Raw genomic sequence first — 20,371 nt, forward strand, 5'->3', positions numbered from 1 at the left:
ATTGCAATTTCTAATTTATCCCTTCCCCATTCGCCACACCATCCGTATCTGGATTTACAAACACTAGTTTTCCTTCGGTATTTGTAGTCATTAAAATCATACCTTGACTTTCTACGCCACGTAAGTTTCTTGGTGCCAAATTCACTAAAACAGTTACGCGTTTCCCAATGATATCCTCTGGTTTGAAACTTTCGGCAATTCCCGAAACTATCGTTCGAATATCAATTCCAGTATCTACCTTTAAAATTAAAAGTTTGTTGGCTTTTGGCATTTTTTCAGCCTCTAAAATGGTTCCTGTACGGATATCCATTTTGGCGAAATCCTCAAATTGAATAAGCTCTTTTTGTGGTTCAGCTACTTTATTCTCGGCTTTGTTAGCGGTTTTGGTTGCTTCTAATTTATCGATTTGTTTTTGGATTTCTTCGTCTTCAATTTTAGAGAAAAGTAATTCGGCTTGACCAATTTGGTGACCAGCGGGTAATAAATTCCAATCTTCAAATTCCAAATTCCAATTGTTGATGTTGATATTCAACATTCTTGACAATTTTACAGAAGTAAAAGGCAAGAACGGCTCACAAAGCGAACTCAAAACTGCAGCAATTTGCAAAGCAACATACATTTGAGTTTTTGTACGTTCTTCATCAGTTTTAATCATCTTCCAAGGCTCTTCATCGGCCAAATATTTATTTCCGAGTCTTGCTACATTCATCATTTCACCAAGTGCTTCTCTAAATCTATATCTTTCGATAGAACTTGAAATTACTGATGGATAGGCTTTCAATTCAGCCAAAGTTTGTTCGTCTAACTCAGAAAATTCGTTAGGAGTAGGGACAATTCCGTCGTAATATTTATTGGTTAAAACCACCACACGATTGATGAAATTTCCAAAAATCGCTACCAGTTCATTGTTGTTTCTAGCTTGAAAGTCTTTCCAAGTAAAATCATTATCCTTCGTTTCTGGAGCATTTGATGTTAAGGCATAACGCAATACATCTTGCTGATTTGGGAATTCTTCTAAATATTCGTGCAACCAAACCGCCCAATTTTTTGACGTAGATAATTTATTGCCCTCTAAGTTCAAGAACTCATTTGCAGGAACATTGTCCGGTAAGATATAACTTCCCTCGGCTTTTAGCATTGCCGGGAAAATCACGCAATGAAATACAATATTGTCTTTCCCAATAAAGTGAACCAGTTTTGTGTCTTGATCTTTCCAGTACGGTTCCCAATCTTTTCCTTCGCGCAAAGCCCATTCTTTGGTAGCTGATATGTATCCAATAGGAGCATCAAACCATACGTATAATTTTTTGCCTTCGGCACCTTCAACAGGAACATCAATTCCCCAATCTAGGTCACGCGTTACGGCACGAGGCTCTAATCCACCGTCAATCCATGACTTTACTTGTCCGTAAACATTCGGTTTCCAGTCACTTTTATGTCCTACCAGAATCCATTCTTTCAAGAAATCTTCGTAACGGTCTAGAGGTAAAAACCAGTGTTTTGTAGATTTCATGATGGGAGTCTCTCCCGTAATGGTTGATTTTGGATTAATCAAATCGGTAGCATTCAGCGTAGATCCACATTTTTCGCATTGGTCGCCGTATGCTTCTTCGTTGCCACATTTTGGGCAAGTTCCCATTACAAAACGATCTGCTAAAAACTGATCTGCTTTAGCATCATACAATTGTTCGGTTACTTCTTCAATAAAATCGCCTTGTTCATACAGTTTTTTGAAAAATTCCGAAGCCGTGTCATGATGAATTTTAGCCGAAGTTCTTGAATAATTATCAAATGAAATTCCAAAATCAGAGAACGATTTACGGATAATACCATCGTATTTATCAATTACTTGCTGAGGCGTAATGCCTTCTTTTTTGGCTTTCATAGAGATAGCCACACCGTGTTCATCGCTTCCGCAAACAAACAAAACGTCTCTTCCTTGCAATCTTAAATATCTTGAATATATGTCTGACGGTACGTAAACACCCGCCAAATGGCCAATGTGGATGGGTCCGTTTGTATAAGGCAATGCCGCTGTAATCGTATATCTTTTTGGATTCTGTATCATGTGTTGCTAATATTATTTTTTTATTTGTCACATGTAATTCGCATAGCATGAAGGGCTGAATGACCCATTTTATACTACGCTCATTTCATGATTCCATTTTATGGAGGTGCAAAAATAAGCAATAGAATTTTATTTGAAGCTATTTAGCTTTGCTGAATCTGCGATGTCCCACTATCCGTTGCAATCTTTCCATTTTTTCTTTAAAAATGGAAAGGATTTTCACTGCTAATGGGGCTAGGGAAGTAGGTGCTTCAAGCCTATTTGTGCTAATGAAGTGACATGGAATTTCTAAATTGTTAATTGTTTGATGTGGTTTTGTAAATACTATATTGGTTTTCAGAATAACAGACAAGTTTGTTTTTTTTTGTAAGAAAAGAGTATATTTGAAATTTGAAAAAAACCACCAAAATTTTAAATAGATGAATCACCATAACGACTCAATGAATCGAAGTATGAAAAGTTTAATAACCACCGTTTTTTTGTTAACGATAGTATCACTTTATTCGCAAACCAATAGAGAAATTTCAAGAGATTGGACCTCTTTTAATCAAACAATAGATGTTCAAACAGCTACTCCAAAAAAATTCAAGGTAATAGCTTATGTAAAAGTAGATACTCAAGATTCACATGCTTGGGCTGGTGTATGGGCTAGAGTAGATACAAAAGAGGACAAAACGGGTTTTTTTGATAACATGCGAGACAGACCAGTAAAACTTAATCAATGGCAATCCTATTCCGTAGAGGGGACAATTGATTCCAACTCAAAATCGCTAAGTTTTGGCGGCTTGTGTTCGTATAACGGAAAATTCTATTTTGACAAGTTTGAATTGTTCATCGAGAATGATAAAGGAGTTTTAACAGCGGTGCAAATTCCTAATGCTAGTTTTGAGATGCAAACAAAGAATAATGAAATTCCAAAATGGAATTTAGGTACTAAAAACAATCAAAATATTAAGGTTAAAGAGTATAAAATCAGTTCTGAACCAGATAAGAAAGATGGTGTTGCCAGTTTACTAATTGAAGGTAGCGGTATTAAATTTATAGAATCTGGAAAAATAGGTGGGGTTGAGGGTGCTTCTCCTCAAATTGGGGCTATGATATCCATGTTGGAAGATTTAAAAAACCGAGTAGAAAATACAGTAAAAAATATGAGTAAATATGAAGTAGATTATTTACTAGATAAGGATGCAAATAGAATAGGAGCTTTAGTAATGCATTTGGCTGCAGCTGAGGCCTATTATCAGGTTTTTACATTTGAAAATAGGGAGTTTAATGCAGAAGAAGAGAAAAAGTGGGGCGCAGCATTAGCTTTGGATCAAGGGGGTAGAGATGATTTCAAAGGGAATGATATTCAATATTATCTTGATATTTATAATGAGGTAAGAGCAAAGACTATTAGTGAATTAAAAAAGAAAGACGATGCTTGGTTTGCTGAGGTACAAAAAAAATATGGAATTAGTAATCAATATTGTTGGTTTCATGTTATGGAGCATCAATCTAGTCATTTAGGTCAAATATTATTTTTAAAGAAGCGAATAAAACCAGAATTAGAATTAAAACTTGACGGTAAGATTAAAAATTAGAGTTTTTTTATTTTCGATGCCATACATGAAGATTTTAATACATCAGGTTTTTAGCTAAATCAAAACAATATAAAACCATGCCCAAAGGACCCGAAAAAAACACTAAAAACAAAGCGTTGCACACCAAACTCCTCAATAGGAAAAAGACAAAATTGCAAGAAGAGAAAGCAGCAAAAGCAGCACGCTTAAAGGCATTGGTAAACAAAATGAATCAGAAAAAGAACAATAATGAATCGGATGTCATTTAATTTAAAGCGTAAATAAATCTGTGCTAATCTTTGCAATCTGTGGTTAAAACAAATATTTCGATTCCTCAGTATTTTACCCGAAATTTGCAGCATACATCCTAACACAAAACTCAAATGGAATTCGGAAAAATCATCATCTCAGAAAACGCTGCTCAAAGTGAAAACCCACAAGACATAATTAACTCAAATATTTCGGTGATCAACTTAATGCGTGAAGAAAAAATTGATGACGATTTGATTCACGAAGATGCATTGATGAGTTATTATTTAGATTTTTACGTGGCGCAACATGTTGATGGCAATTTTGCACAATTTGTTCACCGCTCTGGATGGAATAAGGAATTAAATGAACTTATTGAAGAAGGTTTGGCCTTGATTGAAGCACCAAAACATCTAGAATTATTCCAGCAACAATCTAAAAAAGTACGTTTAATGAGCAGTGTAAAGCTCAATAAATTTTTACAAGGAAAATTAGAAGGGGTAAATCCCACTAGAGACGCACTCAACACCGATACTTTTTTCGAAATAGAAGAAAATATAGTAGAACTTAATGCTGCTTTTTTAATGTCGCACCCTGATCTTGAAGTGCTTTCTATAGACGATATGTTTGCAACTCTTGAAGCTTTTGTAGGTCACGAGATTAAAAGAGAGTAGCGTTATTTCGCAAAGACACACAAAGAAAAACACAAAGTAACGCAAAGATTTCTGCATAAAACTTCGTAAATCTTTGTAGCTCTTTTGCGAATCTTCGTGAAATAGCCTTTCCTGTTAAAAAAGAGTTGATTTATTTCGCAAAGACACACCAAGAATATCACAGAGCAACGCAAAGATTTCGATAAAAAACTTCGAGAATCTTTGTGGCTCTTTATTGAATCTTCGTGAAATAAATTTTCCTAAAAAACTTTGTCCCAATCTTACCAAACATTTCCTTAAATTTGCTTCCATAATCATATAAGTTAGCGCAAAAAAATCAAGCTATGTTACAAATTGCATTTATTAGAGAGAATCAAGAAAAAGTAATCAATGCTTTGGCCAAAAGAAATTTGGATGCCAAGAGTGTTGTTGAAGAAGTGGTACAACTAGATGAAAAACGTCGCGCTGCGCAGGTAGAGCTTGACACTATTTTATCTGAATCTAATAAATTATCCAAAGATATTGGCGAATTGATGAAAGCGGGTGAGAAAGCAAAAGCCGCAATTCTTAAAGAAAAAACAGTTTTAAACAAAGAGAAAAGCAAAGCGCTAGCCGAAACCGCTGAGGCACTAGCCGCTGAACTTTTAGAAAAATTATACACACTGCCTAATCTTCCAGCTGATATTGTTCCTGAGGGGAAAACACCAGAGGAAAACTTAAACGTTTTTGAAGAAGGTGCCGTTCCAGTTTTGCATGAAGGGGCACAACCACATTGGGATTTGGTAAAAAAATACGACATCATTGATTTTGAATTGGGAGTAAAAATCACTGGAGCAGGATTTCCAGTGTATAAAGGTAAAGGCGCTCGTTTACAACGTGCCTTGATCAATTATTTCTTAGATAAAAATACGGCAGCAGGTTATAATGAAGTTCAGGTTCCGCACATGGTCAATGAAGCATCTGCTTATGGAACTGGTCAATTGCCAGACAAAGAAGGGCAAATGTACCATGACAAAACCGATGATTTGTACTTGATTCCAACGGCTGAGGTTCCTGTTACTAATTTGTTTCGTGATGTAATCCTCAACGAAAATGAATTGCCAGTATTGACTACGGCTTATACGCCATGTTTCCGTCGTGAAGCAGGTTCTTATGGTGCACATGTACGCGGATTAAACCGTTTGCACCAGTTTGACAAAGTCGAAATTGTACGTGTAGAGCATCCTGATAAGTCATACGAAGCACTTGATGGAATGGTAGAACATGTCAAAGATATCTTGAGAGATTTGAAATTACCGTACCGTGTATTACGTCTTTGCGGAGGCGATATGGGTTTCACTTCAGCATTGACGTATGATTTTGAAGTTTTTTCTACGGCACAAGACCGTTGGTTAGAGATTAGTTCGGTTTCTAATTTTGAGACTTTTCAATCGAATCGTTTGAAATTGCGTTTCAAGGACAAGGACGGAAAAAACCAATTGGCACACACCTTAAACGGAAGTGCGCTGGCCTTGCCAAGAGTTATGGCTGGAATATTAGAAAATTACCAAACTCCTGAGGGAATTGTAATTCCAGAGGTATTGCGTCCTTACTGCGGATTTGATATTATAAATTAATTAGTTTGCGGTTATCAGTCACAGTTGACAATGCTGTGACTGAAAACTGTGACTGCAACTAAAATACGAATATTGATAATGAAAAAGCTCTTTCTATATATCACTTTGTCATTCTCGCTATTTGCTTTTGCCCAAAACGAGCAATTAGCACAGTATTATTATGACAAAGGCGATTTTGAAAAAGCAAAAATCAGTTATGAAGAACTTTTAAAAGAGACCCCTCAAAATTCACTTTATTTTTTAAGGTCAATAGATTGTTTGCAACAATTGCAGCAGTTCGAAAACGCTCAAAATGCACTTCAACTTAGGTATGATAAGTACCAGCAGCCAACAATTTTAGTAGAACTTGGCTATAATTATCAGTTGCAAAAAAACGAAACTAAGGCAACACCATACTACGAAAGAGCTTTGGAATCCATAAAGAAAAACCCAAATGATGTATATGGAGTTGCAAATGCTTTTGAACGTAAAGTACTTCTTGAATATGCATTGAAAGCATATAAAACGGTCTCTGGAACAAATGAAAATTATAATTTCAATTACCAAATAGGATTGCTCTACGGTCAAATGGCAAATATGGAGCTCATGGTGGCTACTTTTCTAGACGAAGCCTATGCAAATCCAGAAAACTCCATTAGGATTGAAAACCAATTAGTACGCTTTATGGTTGATGAAGGAGATGCTAATTTCAATGATATTTTACGCAAAGCCCTGATAGTAAGAACTCAAAAAACACAAGATATTTTCTGGAATCGTTTTTTAAGTTGGTTTTATGTACAGCAAAAAGAATTTGATAAGGCATTTATACAAGAAAAAGCCATTTACAAACGCAATCCCGAAACGCTTGCTAATATTGTAAGTCTAGGACAACAAGCTATTCAAGAGGACAAAACCGATGCCGCTATTGAGATTCTAAATTTTGTGTTGCAAAACTCACAGGACAAGGAGTTATTGGTCCAAGCCAATACGTTCTTAATTCGAATGAAAATTGAAAAAGCAACAGCTACTGATTTCCCAGCAATCAATCTGGCACTAGAGGATTTGCTAAAACAATTTGGAATAAGTCCTTTTACGCTATCTTTGCAGCTTATTCAAGCTCATTTCACAGCATTCAATTTAAAAAAACCAGAAGAGGCTAAAAAAATTATTAAGTCTGCCCTTGAAATGCAACTTAATGAATATGAAATAGCACAAACAAAAATGGAATTGGCCGACATCTTACTTTATGAAGAAAAATTCAACCAAGCATTATTGTACTATTCTCAAATTGAATTGGATTTAAAAAATGATGTTGTAGCTCATGAAGCCAGTTTGAAAGCAGCCAAAACGAGCTATTTTAAAACTGATTTTGAATGGGCCTTGAAACAATTTAAAGAGTTAAAAGCAGCTAATGCACAGTTGATTGCAAATGATGCCTTAGAGTATTACTTGCTGATAAATGACAATAAGGTTGCTGATTCAACTCAAACAGCCTTAAAACAATTTGCAAAAGGAGATTACCTCTTGTATCAAAATAGAGATGAGGAAGCCATTGTTCAATTTCAATCACTGTTACAAAAAAAGGCAGGTGAGCAAGCTAATGAAATTGAAGCGGTTACTTTGTTGAGATTGGGTAAAATTTATGAAAAAAAATCCGATTTTGTTTTGGCTTTAAGCCAATACCAAAAAATAATAGAAACACATAAAGAAAGCATTTACATTGACGAAGCCTTATTTTATGCGGCCGAAATAAACAATAAAAAACTACAACAACCTGAAATTGCTAAACCGCTGTATGAGAAAATAATTTTTAACCATCAAGACAGTATCCATTTTGTACCGGCCCGCAAAGAATATCGCATGTTAAGAGGAGACACTGTAATACAGTAAATGATGGTTACAAAACTAGGCTTTATATGATGGCAACCGTTGTTTTAGAATATTAATTTTTTTAACCCTACTATCCCTGGTAGGTTTTCCCTTTTTTTAGGGTCAGGGTCAGTTTATGATTATATACAACGTCACTACAAACATACATGAAAGCGTACACGATCAATGGATGATCTGGATGCAACACAAACACATTCCTGAAATCTTGGCAACTGGATTGTTTTCATCAGCCCGATTGGTTCGCGTATTGGTTGAAGAAGAAATGGGAGGAGTAACCTACTCTGTACAATATGAAACAGAAAGTAAGGAGACCTTGCAGCGGTATTATCAAGAACATGCACCTAGTTTTCGTGAAGAAGGAGCACGATTATTTGGAGATAAAATGCTAGCTTTTAGAACTGAACTTGAGTTGATTGGAGATTATAAATAAGTAGCGTAATCTTATAAACAACTAGTATCCAGACTAAAAATGGATCGCAAATACAATATAAACTTTATGCCTAAGTGGCAAAACAAATACATACTGAAATAAGTTCAGCAAAAAAATGGAAAAAGTAACCGCCAAAAAACACTTAGGACAACACTTTCTAAAAGATGAAAGTATAGCTAAGGATATTGCTGACACGCTAAACCTAGAAGGGTATGATGATGTCTTAGAAATAGGTCCGGGAATGGGAGTTTTGACAAAATATTTATTGGATAAACCTGTAAACACTTACGTTATTGAAATTGATACTGAATCAGTCACGTATTTGGATGCTAATTATCCAAAATTGAAAGATAAAATTATCTCTAAAGATTTCTTGAAATACAACATCAATGAAATTTTTGAAGGGAAGCAGTTTGCTATAATTGGGAACTTCCCGTATAATATTTCAACACAAATTGTTTTTAGAACATTAGAATACAAAGAACAAATACCCGAGTTTGCAGGTATGTTTCAAAAAGAAGTAGCAGAACGTATTTGTGAAAAGAAAGGAACAAAGGCGTATGGAATTCTCTCGGTACTGGTACAAGCTTTTTATGATGCGGAGTATTTGTTTACCGTAGACGAAAATGTTTTTAATCCGCCACCCAAAGTAAAATCAGGGGTTTTAAGGTTACGCCGTAAAAAAGATTATAGTTTGCCTTGCGGCGAAAAATTATTTTTCACAGTAGTTAAAACCGCTTTTCAGCAAAGGCGAAAAACGTTACGTAACAGCTTAAAGACCTTAAATTTATCAGATGCTTTACGTGAGGATGAAATTTTCAACCTTCGTCCAGAACAATTAGATGTAGCACAATTTATTTCCCTTACTCAAAAAATAGAAGCCGATGGAGTTTAAAATCAGCAAAGTACTAATACAAGAATTAGAGCAACTCATTCAAAACAAGAACGACCAGCAACTGGAAGTATTATTGAATGACATGCACCATGCTGATATTGCCGAAATTCTAGACGAGCTGGACTTTAACGAGGCTACTTACATTTTTAAAGTTTTAGACAGTGAAAAAACCGCCGAAATTCTTCTGGAATTAGAAGATGATTTGCGTGAAAACATATTAAGCAGGCTTTCGCCAAAGGAAATTGCGGAGGAATTAGATGAACTAGAAACCAATGATGCTGCGGATATTATTGCAGAGCTTTCGCAAGACTTAAAAGCCGAAGTAATTTCAGAGCTTCAGGATGTGGAGCATGCCAAAGATATTGTTGACTTATTGCGCTATGACGAGGACACCGCTGGTGGAATCATGCACAAGGAGTTGGTTAAAGTCAATGAAAACTGGAATGTACTTACGTGCGTGAAAGAAATGCGTATTCAGGCCGAAAATATCTCCAGAGTACACTCCATTTACGTGGTAGATGATGAAGATCGTTTAAAAGGGCGTTTGTCACTTAAGGATTTGTTAACTACTTCGTCAAGAACACCTATTAATGATGTTTATATCCGAAAATTAAACTCGGTAAAAGTAGATACAGAGGATGTTGAGGTAGCTCGTATCATGCAAAAGTACGATTTAGAAGCCATTCCTGTTGTGGACGAATTAGGAAGGTTAGTAGGTAGAATTACCATTGATGACATTGTAGATGTAATTAAGGACGAAGCAGACGAGGATTACCAGTTAGCAGCGGGTATCTCACAAGACGTAGAAGCCGATGATAGTATATTTGAACACACAAAGGCGCGTTTGCCTTGGTTGGTTCTGGCATTATTAGGTGGTTTTGTTTCTGTAAAAGTATTGGGACTTTTTGAAGGTGCCATGCTACAACACGGAAACTTATTCTTTTTTACCCCACTTATTGCGGCCATGGCAGGAAATGTGGGGGTGCAATCTTCGGCAATTATTGTACAAGGTTTGGCTAACAATACTTTAAGCGGTTCCGTTTTTAACCGACTCATCAAAGAGGTTTCTTTAAGTTTGTTAAACGGTGTGATACTAGCCAGTATTTTATTTGTAGGAAGTCATTTTTTACTGAATGTAGAGATGATTATCGGGATTATTGTCACTACCGCTTTGATTGCAGTAATCATTATTGCATCATTAATAGGTACTGCTATACCATTGTTGCTGGACAAATTCGGGATAGATCCTGCTTTAGCTACTGGACCTTTCATTACCACTAGCAACGACATTTGTGGTATTCTAATTTACTTTTCTATAGCACGATTGATTTTAGGGTTTTAGCCTCTTAAAATAGATTCGAATAGAACACTCAGCCCAAAATGAAATCTATTTATGCCACTAGTTTGGTTCAAAATGATTTCATTTTTGGCTTTTTCATTTATGTAGTTTGTGGTTTGTGTTGCTGTTTTAGCTATTTTTGAGCAAACTAAACTAAAACTAACTACAAGCTTTATTGATTTTATATCAACTACAAAATTGAAAAAGCAAAAAACTACAACGCATGAAAGTACACATTATTGGCGGAGGAAACCTAGGCGTTTCTATCGCGCTCGGTTTGGCTAAATTTGCTACACACCATCAGGTTACCATTACGCGACGAAACATTTCAAGTATACTTTATCTCGAAAAATTAGGAGCAACGGTAACAACGAATAATATTCTCGAAATTCAAGAAGCTGACGTAATTATACTCACCATCAAACCCTATCAGGTAGATACCGTTTTGGCCGAAATTCTACCACAAATCTCCAATAAAATAATTGCATCCGCAGTAAGTGGATTGTCTATTGAGAACTTACAATCTAAAATTGGCGCCAATAACTATGCAGTGCGTATCATGCCTAATATTGCGGCACAGTTTGGCGCATCGGCTACTTGTATTGCATTTCACGAAGCCCATAAAGAACAGGCCCAAGAGGTGGTTGCTCTATTTGAAAGTTTGGGTACAGCTCCTATTATTGACGAGAAATTAATGGATGCAGCAACAGTTCTAGCAGCTAGCGGTACAGCTTTTGCCCTGCGCTACATTCGCGCCTCAATGCAAGCCGGAATCGAAATAGGTTTTGATTGGCAAACTGCCCTCGCAATATCGGCACAAACTGTAAAAGGTGCAGCGCAAATGCTTTTGGAAGAAAAAATACATCCGGAACAATTAATAGATAGAGTTACCACGCCTAAAGGCTGTACCATTGCTGGGTTGAATGAAATGGAGATGCACGGTTTTAGTTCGTCCTTAATTCGCGGTATTAAAACTTCTTTGAAACAAATTAAAGGATAAAAGTATCAACTGTAACTAAAAAAAACACTTGATTATGAATGCATGTACTCTAATAATCAGAATGTCAAAAAATGGTGATATTTACAATAAGTCTTATCACTACAATGTACAAATTGCAAATGAGTTAGACTGTGAAATGCACTATAAAAATAACCGTAAAGAGGTAATGCTTGCGCCGGGAAAATATAGTTTGCTAATAAATGACGGCAAAACACAACAAGCTCAAGAAATTACTGTGAAAGCAGGCGAAATACAAACCTTTACTATCAATGCAAGAGTTACGTATCAATTAGGATTGGGTCTTATGATAGGAATTCAAGTGGCTTTTGGAGCTTTTTTATGCTATCAATTTTTTGTTTTGGATAGATTTTTTTTACCTCAAATTATCATTTTTGTAGCAATACTATTTTTGTTTACACAGTATAATTTTGGCAATAGTTTTAGCTTATCTTTTTCTAAAAAATGTTTTTAATACTCCAAAAAAAACCTCATTTATTCAAAAAATGAGGTTTTGTATTTTGAGGAAATTTAAAGCATCTTATTTTGTTTTTTTAGTTTAAGCGGTTTGAGGTTGAACTTGAGCCATAAAAACCCAATTGTTCCTGCAATAAAAGAGGCTATTAAAATGGCAATTTTAGAGTAAGTAATTACTTCTTCACCATCGTTTTTAAAAGCCAATAATGTGATAAAGATAGACATGGTAAATCCTATGCCGCCAAGCATTCCTGCGCCCAGAATACTACTCCATTTTAAATCCTTGGGCAGTGTACAAATACCTACACTTACCGCTAGAAAGGAGAATAACCATATTCCCAAAGGCTTTCCTATAACAAGTCCTAAAATGATTCCTATCGTGTTGGCATGATTTAAACCTTCTTGCCAGTTAGCACTAATTGCAATTCCTGTATTGGCAATAGCAAACAATGGTAGGATAAAAAACGCTACCGGATAATGCAAAAAGTGTTGCAAACGGTAAGAAGAAGTTTTTTTGCTTCCATCTCCAAACGGGATCACAAAGGCCAATAATACTCCTGTTATGGTAGCATGTACTCCTGAATTTAGCATGAAGTACCACATGGCTGCTCCTCCTATCAAGTATGGATAGAGTTGGTGCACGTTGCGTCTGTTAAAAATGAACAAAATCCCCATAATGGCAAATGCAATTCCTAGATTGATGTAGTCAATACTTTCCGTGTAAAATACAGCAATGACTATTATAGCTCCTAAATCATCAATGACTGCCAATGCGGTTAAGAAAATTTTTAATGAAGTAGGAACTCTTTTGCCTAAAAGCGATAAAATTCCTATTGCAAACGCAATGTCTGTAGCCATAGGAATTCCAGCTCCGTTTTGTGTAATGGTACCAAAGTTTAGCAATAAAAAAATCCCTGCCGGTACCAGCATTCCTCCCAAAGCCCCAAAAATGGGTAAAGCCGCATCTTTAATACTCGATAATTCTCCTTGATATATTTCTCGTTCTAATTCTAAACCTATCAATAAAAAGAAAATAGTCATTAAACCATCATTAATCCAGTGGGTAATAGAATGGTGTGCAATTTCAGTTTCCCAAAATGCAATATAATTGTTTTGTACTGCTGAGTTAGCCAATGCAATGGATAGTAAAGTCACAAAAAGTAATAAGATACCTCCTGCTTTTTCACTTTCAAAAAAGGCTTTAAATGTTTTAGTTACTTTCATTATTTATTTTGAGTTTGCTTTGTTGGAGAGCGGATAATACAAAGTACAAATTTACAATTTTAAAGGCTTATGGCATTCGTTTACTCCATAAACCGTATTTTTTTTGTTTATTTGAGTAATCAAAATTTAGAACATATGGCTATCAATATCCTTCACATAGACAGCAATCATCCTGTACTCTGGGATCAACTTCAAGCTGCTGGTTTTCATAATCACAGTGATTATGTTTCTTCAAAAGAGGAAATTGAATCTAAAATTGAGGATTATCACGGAATCGTGATTAGAAGTCGTTTTAAGATTGACAAAATATTTTTAGACAAGGCAACAAATTTACAGTTTATAGCACGTGTGGGTGCTGGATTAGAAAGTATTGATTGTGATTATGCTACGCAAAAGGGCATTGCGCTTATAGCCGCACCCGAAGGTAATAGGAATGCAGTAGCAGAGCATTCGTTAGGAATGATTCTGTCATTGTTCAATAACTTGAATCAAGCGGATCAAGAAATTAGAGCAGGACAGTGGAATAGAGAAAGTAATAGAGGTCATGAGCTAGATGGCAAAACAGTAGGTATTATTGGCTACGGAAATATGGGAAAATCTTTTGCCAAAAAACTTCGAGGTTTTGATGTAAAAGTACTTTGCTACGACATTCTAGAAAACGTAGGCGATGCCAATGCGAAACAAGTAACACTCGATACATTTCAGCAAGAAGTTGATGTGCTGAGCTTACACGTTCCTTGGACTCCAGAAACTGATAAAATGATCGACGCATCCTTTATCAATAACTTTGCAAAGCCATTTTGGATTATCAACACCTCACGCGGGAACAATCTAGTCACCCAAGATTTGGTAGCAGCTTTACAAGCAGGAAAAATTCTTGGTGCGGGTCTTGATGTTTTGGAATATGAAAAACTTTCTTTTGAAACTCTTTTCAGTGACAAAAATACTCCCGAAGCGTTTCAATATTTACTGCAAGCTAAAAATGTAATTTTAACGCCTCATATTGCGGGTTGGACTGTGGAAAGTAAGGAACGATTAGCACAAGTTATTGTAGATAAAATAAAAGCAAAGTATTTTGGTCAAGCCAAAGATATCGAGCCAGAAGAGCTCGTAACTGGAATTGGAGGTTTCTTTTTTAAGTCCAATGCCCCTAAAGGTTTAACGGCTTGGTACGAAAAGCATTTGGGTTTAAAAACAGATCAATACGGAGCTACTTTTTGGTGGAAAGATAAGAACGGCGCGGATTGTTCTACCCAATGGTCGCCTTTTGCTGCAGATACTACTTATTTTGAACCAAGCAAAAAAGAGTTCATGCAAAACTTTAGAGTGCTTGATTTAGAGGTATTATTGAAAAAATTAATACAAGAAGGTGTAACAATTGTGGGTGATATGCAGACTTATGAGTACGGAAAATTTGCTTGGATACTGGATTGCGAAGGAAATAAAATTGAACTTTGGGAGCCAATTGACGCTGCCTTTTTATAAATGAGAATATATAAACTACTTAATTAACTAATATTAACTAACGATGGAAAATCAAAAATACGAATCTTGGAATCAACCACAACATAACCGACAAGACAATAAGAAACTTCCAGCAGGGTTGCTCGCTATTCTTTTAGGACCTTTAGCAATTCATAAGTTTTTTTTGGGTTACACCACCGAAGGGATTATTTGGTTATTGATTAGTTTGTTTACCTGTGGAACCGTAACGACTTTATTAGGACTTATTGAAGGGATTATTTATTTGACAAAATCAGATGAAGAGTTTTATCAAACGTATCAAGTAGGTAAGAAGGCATGGTTTTAAAACATAAAAATCCCGTCTTATCTTTTTAGGACGAGACGGGATTTATATAATGCTACTGATATTAATCTTCTTTTTCGGCTAATTTTCGTTCTAGTTCGGCCTGAAATTCTTCCATTACCGGTTTCATAGTGCTTTCGGGAATGTCAGCTATTCTTATGTACATGAGGCCATCTACCGCGTTATTAAATAGTGGATCTACATTAAAGGCCACAACTTTGGCGTTTTGTTTGATGTATTTTTTAATCAAAACAGGTAAGCGCAAACTGCCAGGTTCCAATTCGTCAATTATTTTGTCAAATTTATTCAAATCAGCTTCAGTCTCGTTGAAAATGAAATCTTTGTCGGCATCTTTAAGTTTGACTTTATATGCTTTTTTAGGATGAATATATTGAGCAATATAAGGATCATAATAATTTGATTTCATAAACTCAATCATCAGTGATTTTGAAAAATCAGAAAATTGATTGCTGATACTTACCCCGCCCAATAAAAATTTATGCTCTGGATAACGTAATGTAGTGTGCATAATTCCTTTCCAAAGCAAGAAAAGTGGCATTGGTTTTTGTTGGTATTCCTTAATGATAAACGCGCGACCCATTTCTATGGATTTGTGCATCATATCATATAATTCAGGTTCAAATCTAAATAAATCGTTGAGGTAAAAACCATTTATACCATATTTAGGGTAAATTTCGGCTCCTAATCCCATGCGGTATGCACCTGCAATTTTGTTAGCTTCGTTATCCCATAAAAATAAGTGGTGGTAATATTGATCGTGCTTGTCAAGATCTATAGATTCATTGGTACCTTCACCTACTTCTCTAAAAGTAATTTCGCGAAGACGACCTATTTCATGAAGAATATTTGGAATTTTTGAAGCTCTTGCAAAAAACACTTCGTAGTTTTTGCTTTGCAGTAAGCGGCAATCTGTTGTACGCAATCCTTCTACTTCCTTGATCATTTTGTCTTGGCTTGCAGCCGTGACAATCGTTTTTGGACTTTTAGGAATTTTTAAGGTAGGAGTAGGTAAAAATGGGCTTTCCTTTTCAAAAGGATTAGCCAGCATATAGGTTTTCTTCCTTAAAAACTCAGAGTATTCCTCAAGAGTAGTATGTTCATTTTGCTCATTTACAGAGATTGGTTTGCCTATACGAACTTTGATTACTCTACGTTTTTGACTAAAAACTTCAGAGGGTAATTTTGCGGTTCTAAAAGTCCCACTAATCTTAGAAAGTAAATAAAACAACCTACTGTTTTTAGCATGAAAATAGATAGGGATAACTGGAACTTGTGCTTTTCTAATGACTTTAATAGCGCCCTCTTCCCAAGGTTTGTCTACCATTAACTTACCATCTTTATAAGTAGAGACTTCACCTGCAGGAAACATACCTAATGGTTTGCCATCACTTAAATGACGGAGTGTCTCTTTAATACCTACCACACTTGATTTTACATCCTTATGATTTTCAAAAGGATTTACAGGCATGATGTATTTTTTTAACGGAGTTATGCGGTGCAATAAAAAATTAGCGATAATTTTAAAATTTGGCTCGCGTTCTAGCATTAATTTTAATAACAAAACCCCGTCAATTCCGCCAAGTGGGTGGTTTGAGATGGTTATATAAGCGCCTTCTTTTGGTAATCTTTTTAAGTCTTCTTCTGGGATTTCGAATTTTATTTTTAAATCATCAAGAACTCCATTCAAAAAAGCGACATCTTCTAGGTGTTTGTTTCTATTGTATACTTTATTCAAGGTAGAGATTTTTAGCACCTTCATTAATATCCAGCCAGAAAACGTACCCAAAACGCCGTACTTGTCTGCATTAATAGCTTTTGCAACTTCTTTTGCGGTAACTAGACCCATGTATTTTTTTTCTTTATTTTAGTGCAAGAAACAAAGATAGCAAAAAACTCCATTTTCTCTATTTTTCTACATCAAACTTCTACTTTTTTGTTACATTTGAAACGTATATTTTTAAACAAGATTTTAAAACTGATACATAAAATTGGGTATTATGGTTCTAAATTAAGCCTGATGATTTTAAATGTTAATTTCAATTTTTTTTCCTGATGAGAATTATTTCATACAATGTAAATGGTATAAGAGCAGCCATTACAAAAGGTTTTCTAGAATGGTTACAGCACGCAAATCCTGATGTTATTTGCCTACAAGAAATTAAAGCTACTGAAGATCAAATTCCAGTTGATGCCATTACGCAAGCAGGTTATCCGTATCAATATTATTATCCAGCTACAAAAAAAGGGTACAGTGGTGTAGCCATTTTGTCTAAAACAAAACCTAATTCGGTTTTTTATGGTACTGGAATTGAGCATATGGATTTTGAAGGACGTAATCTTCGAGCTGATTTTGATTCAGTGTCTATTATGAGTTTGTACTTGCCTTCTGGAACAAATATGGATAGATTGGATCATAAATTTATGTTTATGGATGATTTTCAAAACTACATCAACGAACTCAAAAAAGAGATTCCAAACCTTATTATTTGCGGAGATTACAACATCTGCCATGAAGCAATAGATATTCACGATCCTGTGCGGAATAAAAATGTTTCTGGATTTCTTCCTCAAGAAAGAGCTTGGCTTGATCAGTTTATGAAATCAGGATTTGTAGATAGTTTTAGACATTTTAACAGTGAACCGCATCAATATTCATGGTGGAGTTACCGTGCTGGAGCAAGAGGAAATAATAAAGGATGGAGGATTGATTACAATCTTGTAAGTGAAAATTTAAAACATAAATTAAAAAGAGCTGTAATTTTAGCCGATGCTGTTCACTCAGATCATTGCCCTATTTTGGTCGAAATAGAATAGTAGGATCATAAGCTAGTTCATGCTATTCGCTATAAATGTAATTCACTGAACTCCGATGTAAATAAAAGTTGAATGAAGTATTCTTATTGTTTTTAAAGAAAAACAACAAGGATTTTTACTGCTATCGGGGCTACAAGAATACTCAAAGCTTAATGATTTCGGTCTAATAAACAATTGAATCAACATAAATACTAAAATAAATGATAAAAAAAATTTCAATCGGATTGTTGGTACTCGCATTATCAACATCTTGTGTTTCCAAGAAAATATACAATGATCTAGAAAGTAAATTTACAGATCTTAAAAAAGAAAATAGAACTTTAGCTGATGAAAACGCAGCGTTATCGCAAGCTAAAAACCAACTTGAAATAGACCGAGACGCCTTAAAAGCTGATCTTGATAAATCTACAGTTGCTCTTGCCAAAGCAGCAGCAGATTTAGAAGCAAGTAAAAACAAGTATAAAGTGCTTCAAGATTCCTATACCGCTCTAGAGAAAAATAGTGGTGATGCGCTACAAAGCAACATGAAGAAAAATAGGGATTTGCTGGATCAACTAGATGAAAAAGGGAGAGCACTAGCACTAGAGCAAGAGCGTTTGAGTAAAAGTGCACAAAGACTTAAAGAACTTGAAGATTTGATTGCTGCTAAGGAAGCAAGCATGAAAAAACTAAAAGAAACTTTGTCTAAGGCCTTGAATAGTTTTGAAGGAAAGGGTCTTACTGTTCAACAAAAAAACGGAAAAGTATATGTATCTATGGAGAATAAACTTCTTTTTAACTCTGGGAGTTGGGCAGTAGGATCTGAGGGTAAAAAAGCAGTTGTTGAATTAGGAAAAGTACTGGGAGATAATCCAGATATTTCCGTGCTGATTGAAGGTCACACAGATGATGATGCCTTTACAGCATCTGGCCCTATTGCAGATAACTGGGATTTGTCTACAAAAAGAGCTACAGCAATTGTGGGTATTTTGAGCGAGAATAAAAAAATCAACAAACAAAATTTAACTGCGGCGGGAAGAGGTGAGTTTTCACCTCTTGGAAGTAATTCCACTGCTGAGGGCAAAGCTAAAAACCGTAGAATCGAAATTATCTTAACGCCAAGATTAGATGCTATTGCAGATATGTTGAATGAGATTAATTAATTTTTCTACAGTCAAAAGTCATAAAGTCGTCAATTTAAATAACTGACTTTATGACTTTTGACTTTATAACGTTATGACTTTATGAAATACACTACTTTACCCAATTCTGATGTAAAAGTCAGTAAAATATGTCTGGGAACAATGACTTTTGGTCAACAAAATACTGAGGCTGAGGGTCACGCCCAAATGGATTATGCACATGAAAACGGTATTAATTTCTTTGATACAGCCGAGATGTACTCTGTTCCAGCACGCGAGGAAACTTATGGAAGTACCGAGAAAATTATTGGCTCTTGGTTCAAAAAAACGGGAAAGAGAGACGAGGTAATTTTGGCATCTAAAATAGTAGGTCCTAATGTCAATTTTGGTTACATGCGAGAGAACTTAGATTTTTCACCTGCAAGTTTAACCCATGCCTTAGAGGCAAGTCTTACTAGATTACAAACCGATTATATAGATCTGTACCAATTGCACTGGCCAGAGAGAAAAACCAATTTTTTTGGGCAACGTGGTTTTAAATCACAAGAAGATGCTTGGGAAGATAACATTCAAGCTGTGCTAGAAACCCTCGACGGATTTATAAAACAAGGGAAAATTAAACACATTGGTCTTTCTAACGAGACTCCATGGGGAATTATGCGTTTCTTAGAAGAGGCGAAGTATAAAAACTTACCTAAAATTAAAACCATTCAAAATCCGTATTCTTTATTGAATAGACTTTTTGAAAATGGTTCAGCTGAGATTTGTACAAGAGAACAAGTAGGGTTGCTGGCTTATTCGCCAATGGCTTTTGGAGTTTTGTCAGGTAAGTTTCTTACTGGTGAAAGTCATCCAAATGCTAGACTTTCATTGTTTCCGCAGTTCTCAAGATATAACAGTGCACAAAGTACACAAGCTACACAAATGTATCAGGAAATTGCGGTAAAAAACGGACTTACGCTTACGGAATTATCATTGGCATTTGTCGCGCAACAATCGTTTGTTACCAGCACCATTATTGGCGCGACCAGTTTAGATCAATTAAAAGAAAATTGTAATACCATACACGTAACACTTTCAGATGATATTTTAAAAGCTATTGATGAGGTGCAAGCTTTAATTCCGGATCCGGCACCATAATTTGATAATAGTATTTTTTTAAGAACAACTATTAGCAATGAGCCTTCCTTAACAAAAACTCCAGCAGAAAAATGAATCTTTCGGCTGGA

The 20,371-nt window shown here is 35.5% G+C and carries 17 protein-coding genes and 1 pseudogene; 15 read left to right on the forward strand and 3 right to left on the reverse strand.

Annotated features, from left to right (window positions below; all coding sequences use genetic code 11):
• Nucleotides 1-10: 10 nt before the first annotated feature.
• On the reverse strand, nucleotides 11-2,068 hold the full coding sequence (metG, locus tag LQ189_RS15780) for a methionine--tRNA ligase (RefSeq protein ID WP_230158494.1): 2,058 nt from the start codon (nucleotides 2,066-2,068) through the stop codon (nucleotides 11-13).
• Nucleotides 2,069-2,520: 452 nt separating this feature from the next.
• Here metG and LQ189_RS15785 point away from each other — a divergent pair, with 452 nt between their 5' ends.
• The 10 genes from LQ189_RS15785 to LQ189_RS15830 all read left to right on the forward strand — a co-directional run bounded on the left by LQ189_RS15785 (nucleotide 2,521) and on the right by LQ189_RS15830 (nucleotide 12,153).
• Entirely contained in the window at nucleotides 2,521-3,651 is a 1,131-nt protein-coding gene (locus LQ189_RS15785; protein WP_230158495.1) for a DUF664 domain-containing protein, read from the forward strand.
• A gap of 77 nt (nucleotides 3,652-3,728) precedes the next feature.
• Complete coding sequence (locus LQ189_RS15790) at nucleotides 3,729-3,899, forward strand: hypothetical protein (protein ID WP_230158496.1); 171 nt, start codon at nucleotides 3,729-3,731, stop codon at nucleotides 3,897-3,899.
• Between the two features lie 114 nt (nucleotides 3,900-4,013).
• Nucleotides 4,014-4,553 (forward strand): hypothetical protein, encoded by a 540-nt coding sequence (locus LQ189_RS15795; protein ID WP_230158498.1) that lies wholly within the window; start codon nucleotides 4,014-4,016, stop codon nucleotides 4,551-4,553.
• Between the two features lie 323 nt (nucleotides 4,554-4,876).
• Nucleotides 4,877-6,148, forward strand: a complete 1,272-nt coding sequence (gene serS / locus LQ189_RS15800) for a serine--tRNA ligase (RefSeq protein WP_086453076.1) — start codon at nucleotides 4,877-4,879, stop codon at nucleotides 6,146-6,148.
• A 78-nt stretch (nucleotides 6,149-6,226) separates the two neighbouring features.
• Nucleotides 6,227-8,017, forward strand: a complete 1,791-nt coding sequence (locus tag LQ189_RS15805) for a hypothetical protein (protein ID WP_230158500.1) — start codon at nucleotides 6,227-6,229, stop codon at nucleotides 8,015-8,017.
• 115 nt (nucleotides 8,018-8,132) lie between these two features.
• On the forward strand, nucleotides 8,133-8,447 hold the full coding sequence (locus tag LQ189_RS15810) for a DUF4286 family protein (RefSeq protein ID WP_230158502.1): 315 nt from the start codon (nucleotides 8,133-8,135) through the stop codon (nucleotides 8,445-8,447).
• Between the two features lie 115 nt (nucleotides 8,448-8,562).
• Entirely contained in the window at nucleotides 8,563-9,342 is a 780-nt protein-coding gene (gene rsmA / locus LQ189_RS15815) for a 16S rRNA (adenine(1518)-N(6)/adenine(1519)-N(6))-dimethyltransferase RsmA (protein ID WP_158730098.1), read from the forward strand.
• Complete coding sequence (mgtE, locus tag LQ189_RS15820) at nucleotides 9,332-10,684, forward strand: magnesium transporter (RefSeq protein ID WP_086453080.1); 1,353 nt, start codon at nucleotides 9,332-9,334, stop codon at nucleotides 10,682-10,684. Before rsmA ends, mgtE begins: the two co-directional genes overlap by 11 nt.
• A 220-nt stretch (nucleotides 10,685-10,904) precedes the next feature.
• The gene (proC, locus tag LQ189_RS15825) at nucleotides 10,905-11,681 is read left to right on the forward strand and encodes a pyrroline-5-carboxylate reductase (RefSeq protein WP_086453081.1); all 777 of its coding nucleotides are present in this window, start codon (nucleotides 10,905-10,907) and stop codon (nucleotides 11,679-11,681) included.
• 34 nt (nucleotides 11,682-11,715) lie between these two features.
• Nucleotides 11,716-12,153: a hypothetical protein gene (locus tag LQ189_RS15830; RefSeq protein ID WP_230158504.1), complete on the forward strand. Its 438-nt coding sequence runs from the start codon at nucleotides 11,716-11,718 to the stop codon at nucleotides 12,151-12,153.
• Nucleotides 12,154-12,209: 56 nt separating this feature from the next.
• On the opposite strand, the gene nhaA is transcribed toward LQ189_RS15830, so the two are convergent.
• Nucleotides 12,210-13,379: a Na+/H+ antiporter NhaA gene (nhaA, locus tag LQ189_RS15835; protein ID WP_230158505.1), complete on the reverse strand. Its 1,170-nt coding sequence runs from the start codon at nucleotides 13,377-13,379 to the stop codon at nucleotides 12,210-12,212.
• 135 nt (nucleotides 13,380-13,514) lie between these two features.
• On the opposite strand from nhaA, the pseudogene LQ189_RS15840 reads away from it, so the two are divergent.
• Both LQ189_RS15840 and LQ189_RS15845 read left to right on the forward strand, forming a co-directional pair.
• A pseudogene (locus LQ189_RS15840) lies at nucleotides 13,515-14,453 on the forward strand (2-hydroxyacid dehydrogenase); the annotation flags it as partial.
• Nucleotides 14,454-14,907: 454 nt separating this feature from the next.
• Nucleotides 14,908-15,189: a TM2 domain-containing protein gene (locus LQ189_RS15845; RefSeq protein WP_086453084.1), complete on the forward strand. Its 282-nt coding sequence runs from the start codon at nucleotides 14,908-14,910 to the stop codon at nucleotides 15,187-15,189.
• Nucleotides 15,190-15,250: 61 nt separating this feature from the next.
• On the opposite strand, the gene LQ189_RS15850 is transcribed toward LQ189_RS15845, so the two are convergent.
• Entirely contained in the window at nucleotides 15,251-17,053 is a 1,803-nt protein-coding gene (locus LQ189_RS15850; RefSeq protein WP_230158507.1) for a lysophospholipid acyltransferase family protein, read from the reverse strand.
• A gap of 206 nt (nucleotides 17,054-17,259) precedes the next feature.
• Here LQ189_RS15850 and LQ189_RS15855 point away from each other — a divergent pair, with 206 nt between their 5' ends.
• The 3 genes from LQ189_RS15855 to LQ189_RS15865 all read left to right on the forward strand — a co-directional run bounded on the left by LQ189_RS15855 (nucleotide 17,260) and on the right by LQ189_RS15865 (nucleotide 20,282).
• On the forward strand, nucleotides 17,260-18,021 hold the full coding sequence (locus LQ189_RS15855; protein ID WP_230158509.1) for an exodeoxyribonuclease III: 762 nt from the start codon (nucleotides 17,260-17,262) through the stop codon (nucleotides 18,019-18,021).
• Between the two features lie 200 nt (nucleotides 18,022-18,221).
• Nucleotides 18,222-19,163 carry an OmpA family protein gene (locus LQ189_RS15860; RefSeq protein WP_230158511.1) on the forward strand — a complete coding sequence of 314 codons (942 nt, stop codon included), beginning with the start codon at nucleotides 18,222-18,224 and terminating at the stop codon, nucleotides 19,161-19,163.
• Between the two features lie 81 nt (nucleotides 19,164-19,244).
• Nucleotides 19,245-20,282 (forward strand): aldo/keto reductase, encoded by a 1,038-nt coding sequence (locus tag LQ189_RS15865; RefSeq protein WP_230158513.1) that lies wholly within the window; start codon nucleotides 19,245-19,247, stop codon nucleotides 20,280-20,282.
• The last annotated feature ends 89 nt before the right edge of the window (nucleotides 20,283-20,371 follow it).

Origin of the sequence: Flavobacterium sp. CECT 9288 (assembly GCF_918731615.1) — a bacterium.
Classification (GTDB): Bacteria; Bacteroidota; Bacteroidia; order Flavobacteriales; family Flavobacteriaceae; genus Flavobacterium.

Excerpts from the sequence above, each read along its gene's own strand:
- metG (WP_230158494.1), bottom strand. The coding sequence starts at position 2,068 with ATGATACAGAATCCAAAAAGATATACGATTACAGCGGCATTGCCTTAT.
- LQ189_RS15785 (WP_230158495.1), top strand. The coding sequence starts at position 2,521 with ATGAAAAGTTTAATAACCACCGTTTTTTTGTTAACGATAGTATCACTT.
- LQ189_RS15790 (WP_230158496.1), top strand. The coding sequence starts at position 3,729 with ATGCCCAAAGGACCCGAAAAAAACACTAAAAACAAAGCGTTGCACACC.
- LQ189_RS15795 (WP_230158498.1), top strand. The coding sequence starts at position 4,014 with ATGGAATTCGGAAAAATCATCATCTCAGAAAACGCTGCTCAAAGTGAA.
- serS (WP_086453076.1), top strand. The coding sequence starts at position 4,877 with ATGTTACAAATTGCATTTATTAGAGAGAATCAAGAAAAAGTAATCAAT.
- LQ189_RS15805 (WP_230158500.1), top strand. The coding sequence starts at position 6,227 with ATGAAAAAGCTCTTTCTATATATCACTTTGTCATTCTCGCTATTTGCT.
- LQ189_RS15810 (WP_230158502.1), top strand. The coding sequence starts at position 8,133 with ATGATTATATACAACGTCACTACAAACATACATGAAAGCGTACACGAT.
- rsmA (WP_158730098.1), top strand. The coding sequence starts at position 8,563 with ATGGAAAAAGTAACCGCCAAAAAACACTTAGGACAACACTTTCTAAAA.
- mgtE (WP_086453080.1), top strand. The coding sequence starts at position 9,332 with ATGGAGTTTAAAATCAGCAAAGTACTAATACAAGAATTAGAGCAACTC.
- proC (WP_086453081.1), top strand. The coding sequence starts at position 10,905 with ATGAAAGTACACATTATTGGCGGAGGAAACCTAGGCGTTTCTATCGCG.
- LQ189_RS15830 (WP_230158504.1), top strand. The coding sequence starts at position 11,716 with ATGAATGCATGTACTCTAATAATCAGAATGTCAAAAAATGGTGATATT.
- nhaA (WP_230158505.1), bottom strand. The coding sequence starts at position 13,379 with ATGAAAGTAACTAAAACATTTAAAGCCTTTTTTGAAAGTGAAAAAGCA.
- LQ189_RS15845 (WP_086453084.1), top strand. The coding sequence starts at position 14,908 with ATGGAAAATCAAAAATACGAATCTTGGAATCAACCACAACATAACCGA.
- LQ189_RS15850 (WP_230158507.1), bottom strand. The coding sequence starts at position 17,053 with ATGGGTCTAGTTACCGCAAAAGAAGTTGCAAAAGCTATTAATGCAGAC.
- LQ189_RS15855 (WP_230158509.1), top strand. The coding sequence starts at position 17,260 with ATGAGAATTATTTCATACAATGTAAATGGTATAAGAGCAGCCATTACA.
- LQ189_RS15860 (WP_230158511.1), top strand. The coding sequence starts at position 18,222 with ATGATAAAAAAAATTTCAATCGGATTGTTGGTACTCGCATTATCAACA.
- LQ189_RS15865 (WP_230158513.1), top strand. The coding sequence starts at position 19,245 with ATGAAATACACTACTTTACCCAATTCTGATGTAAAAGTCAGTAAAATA.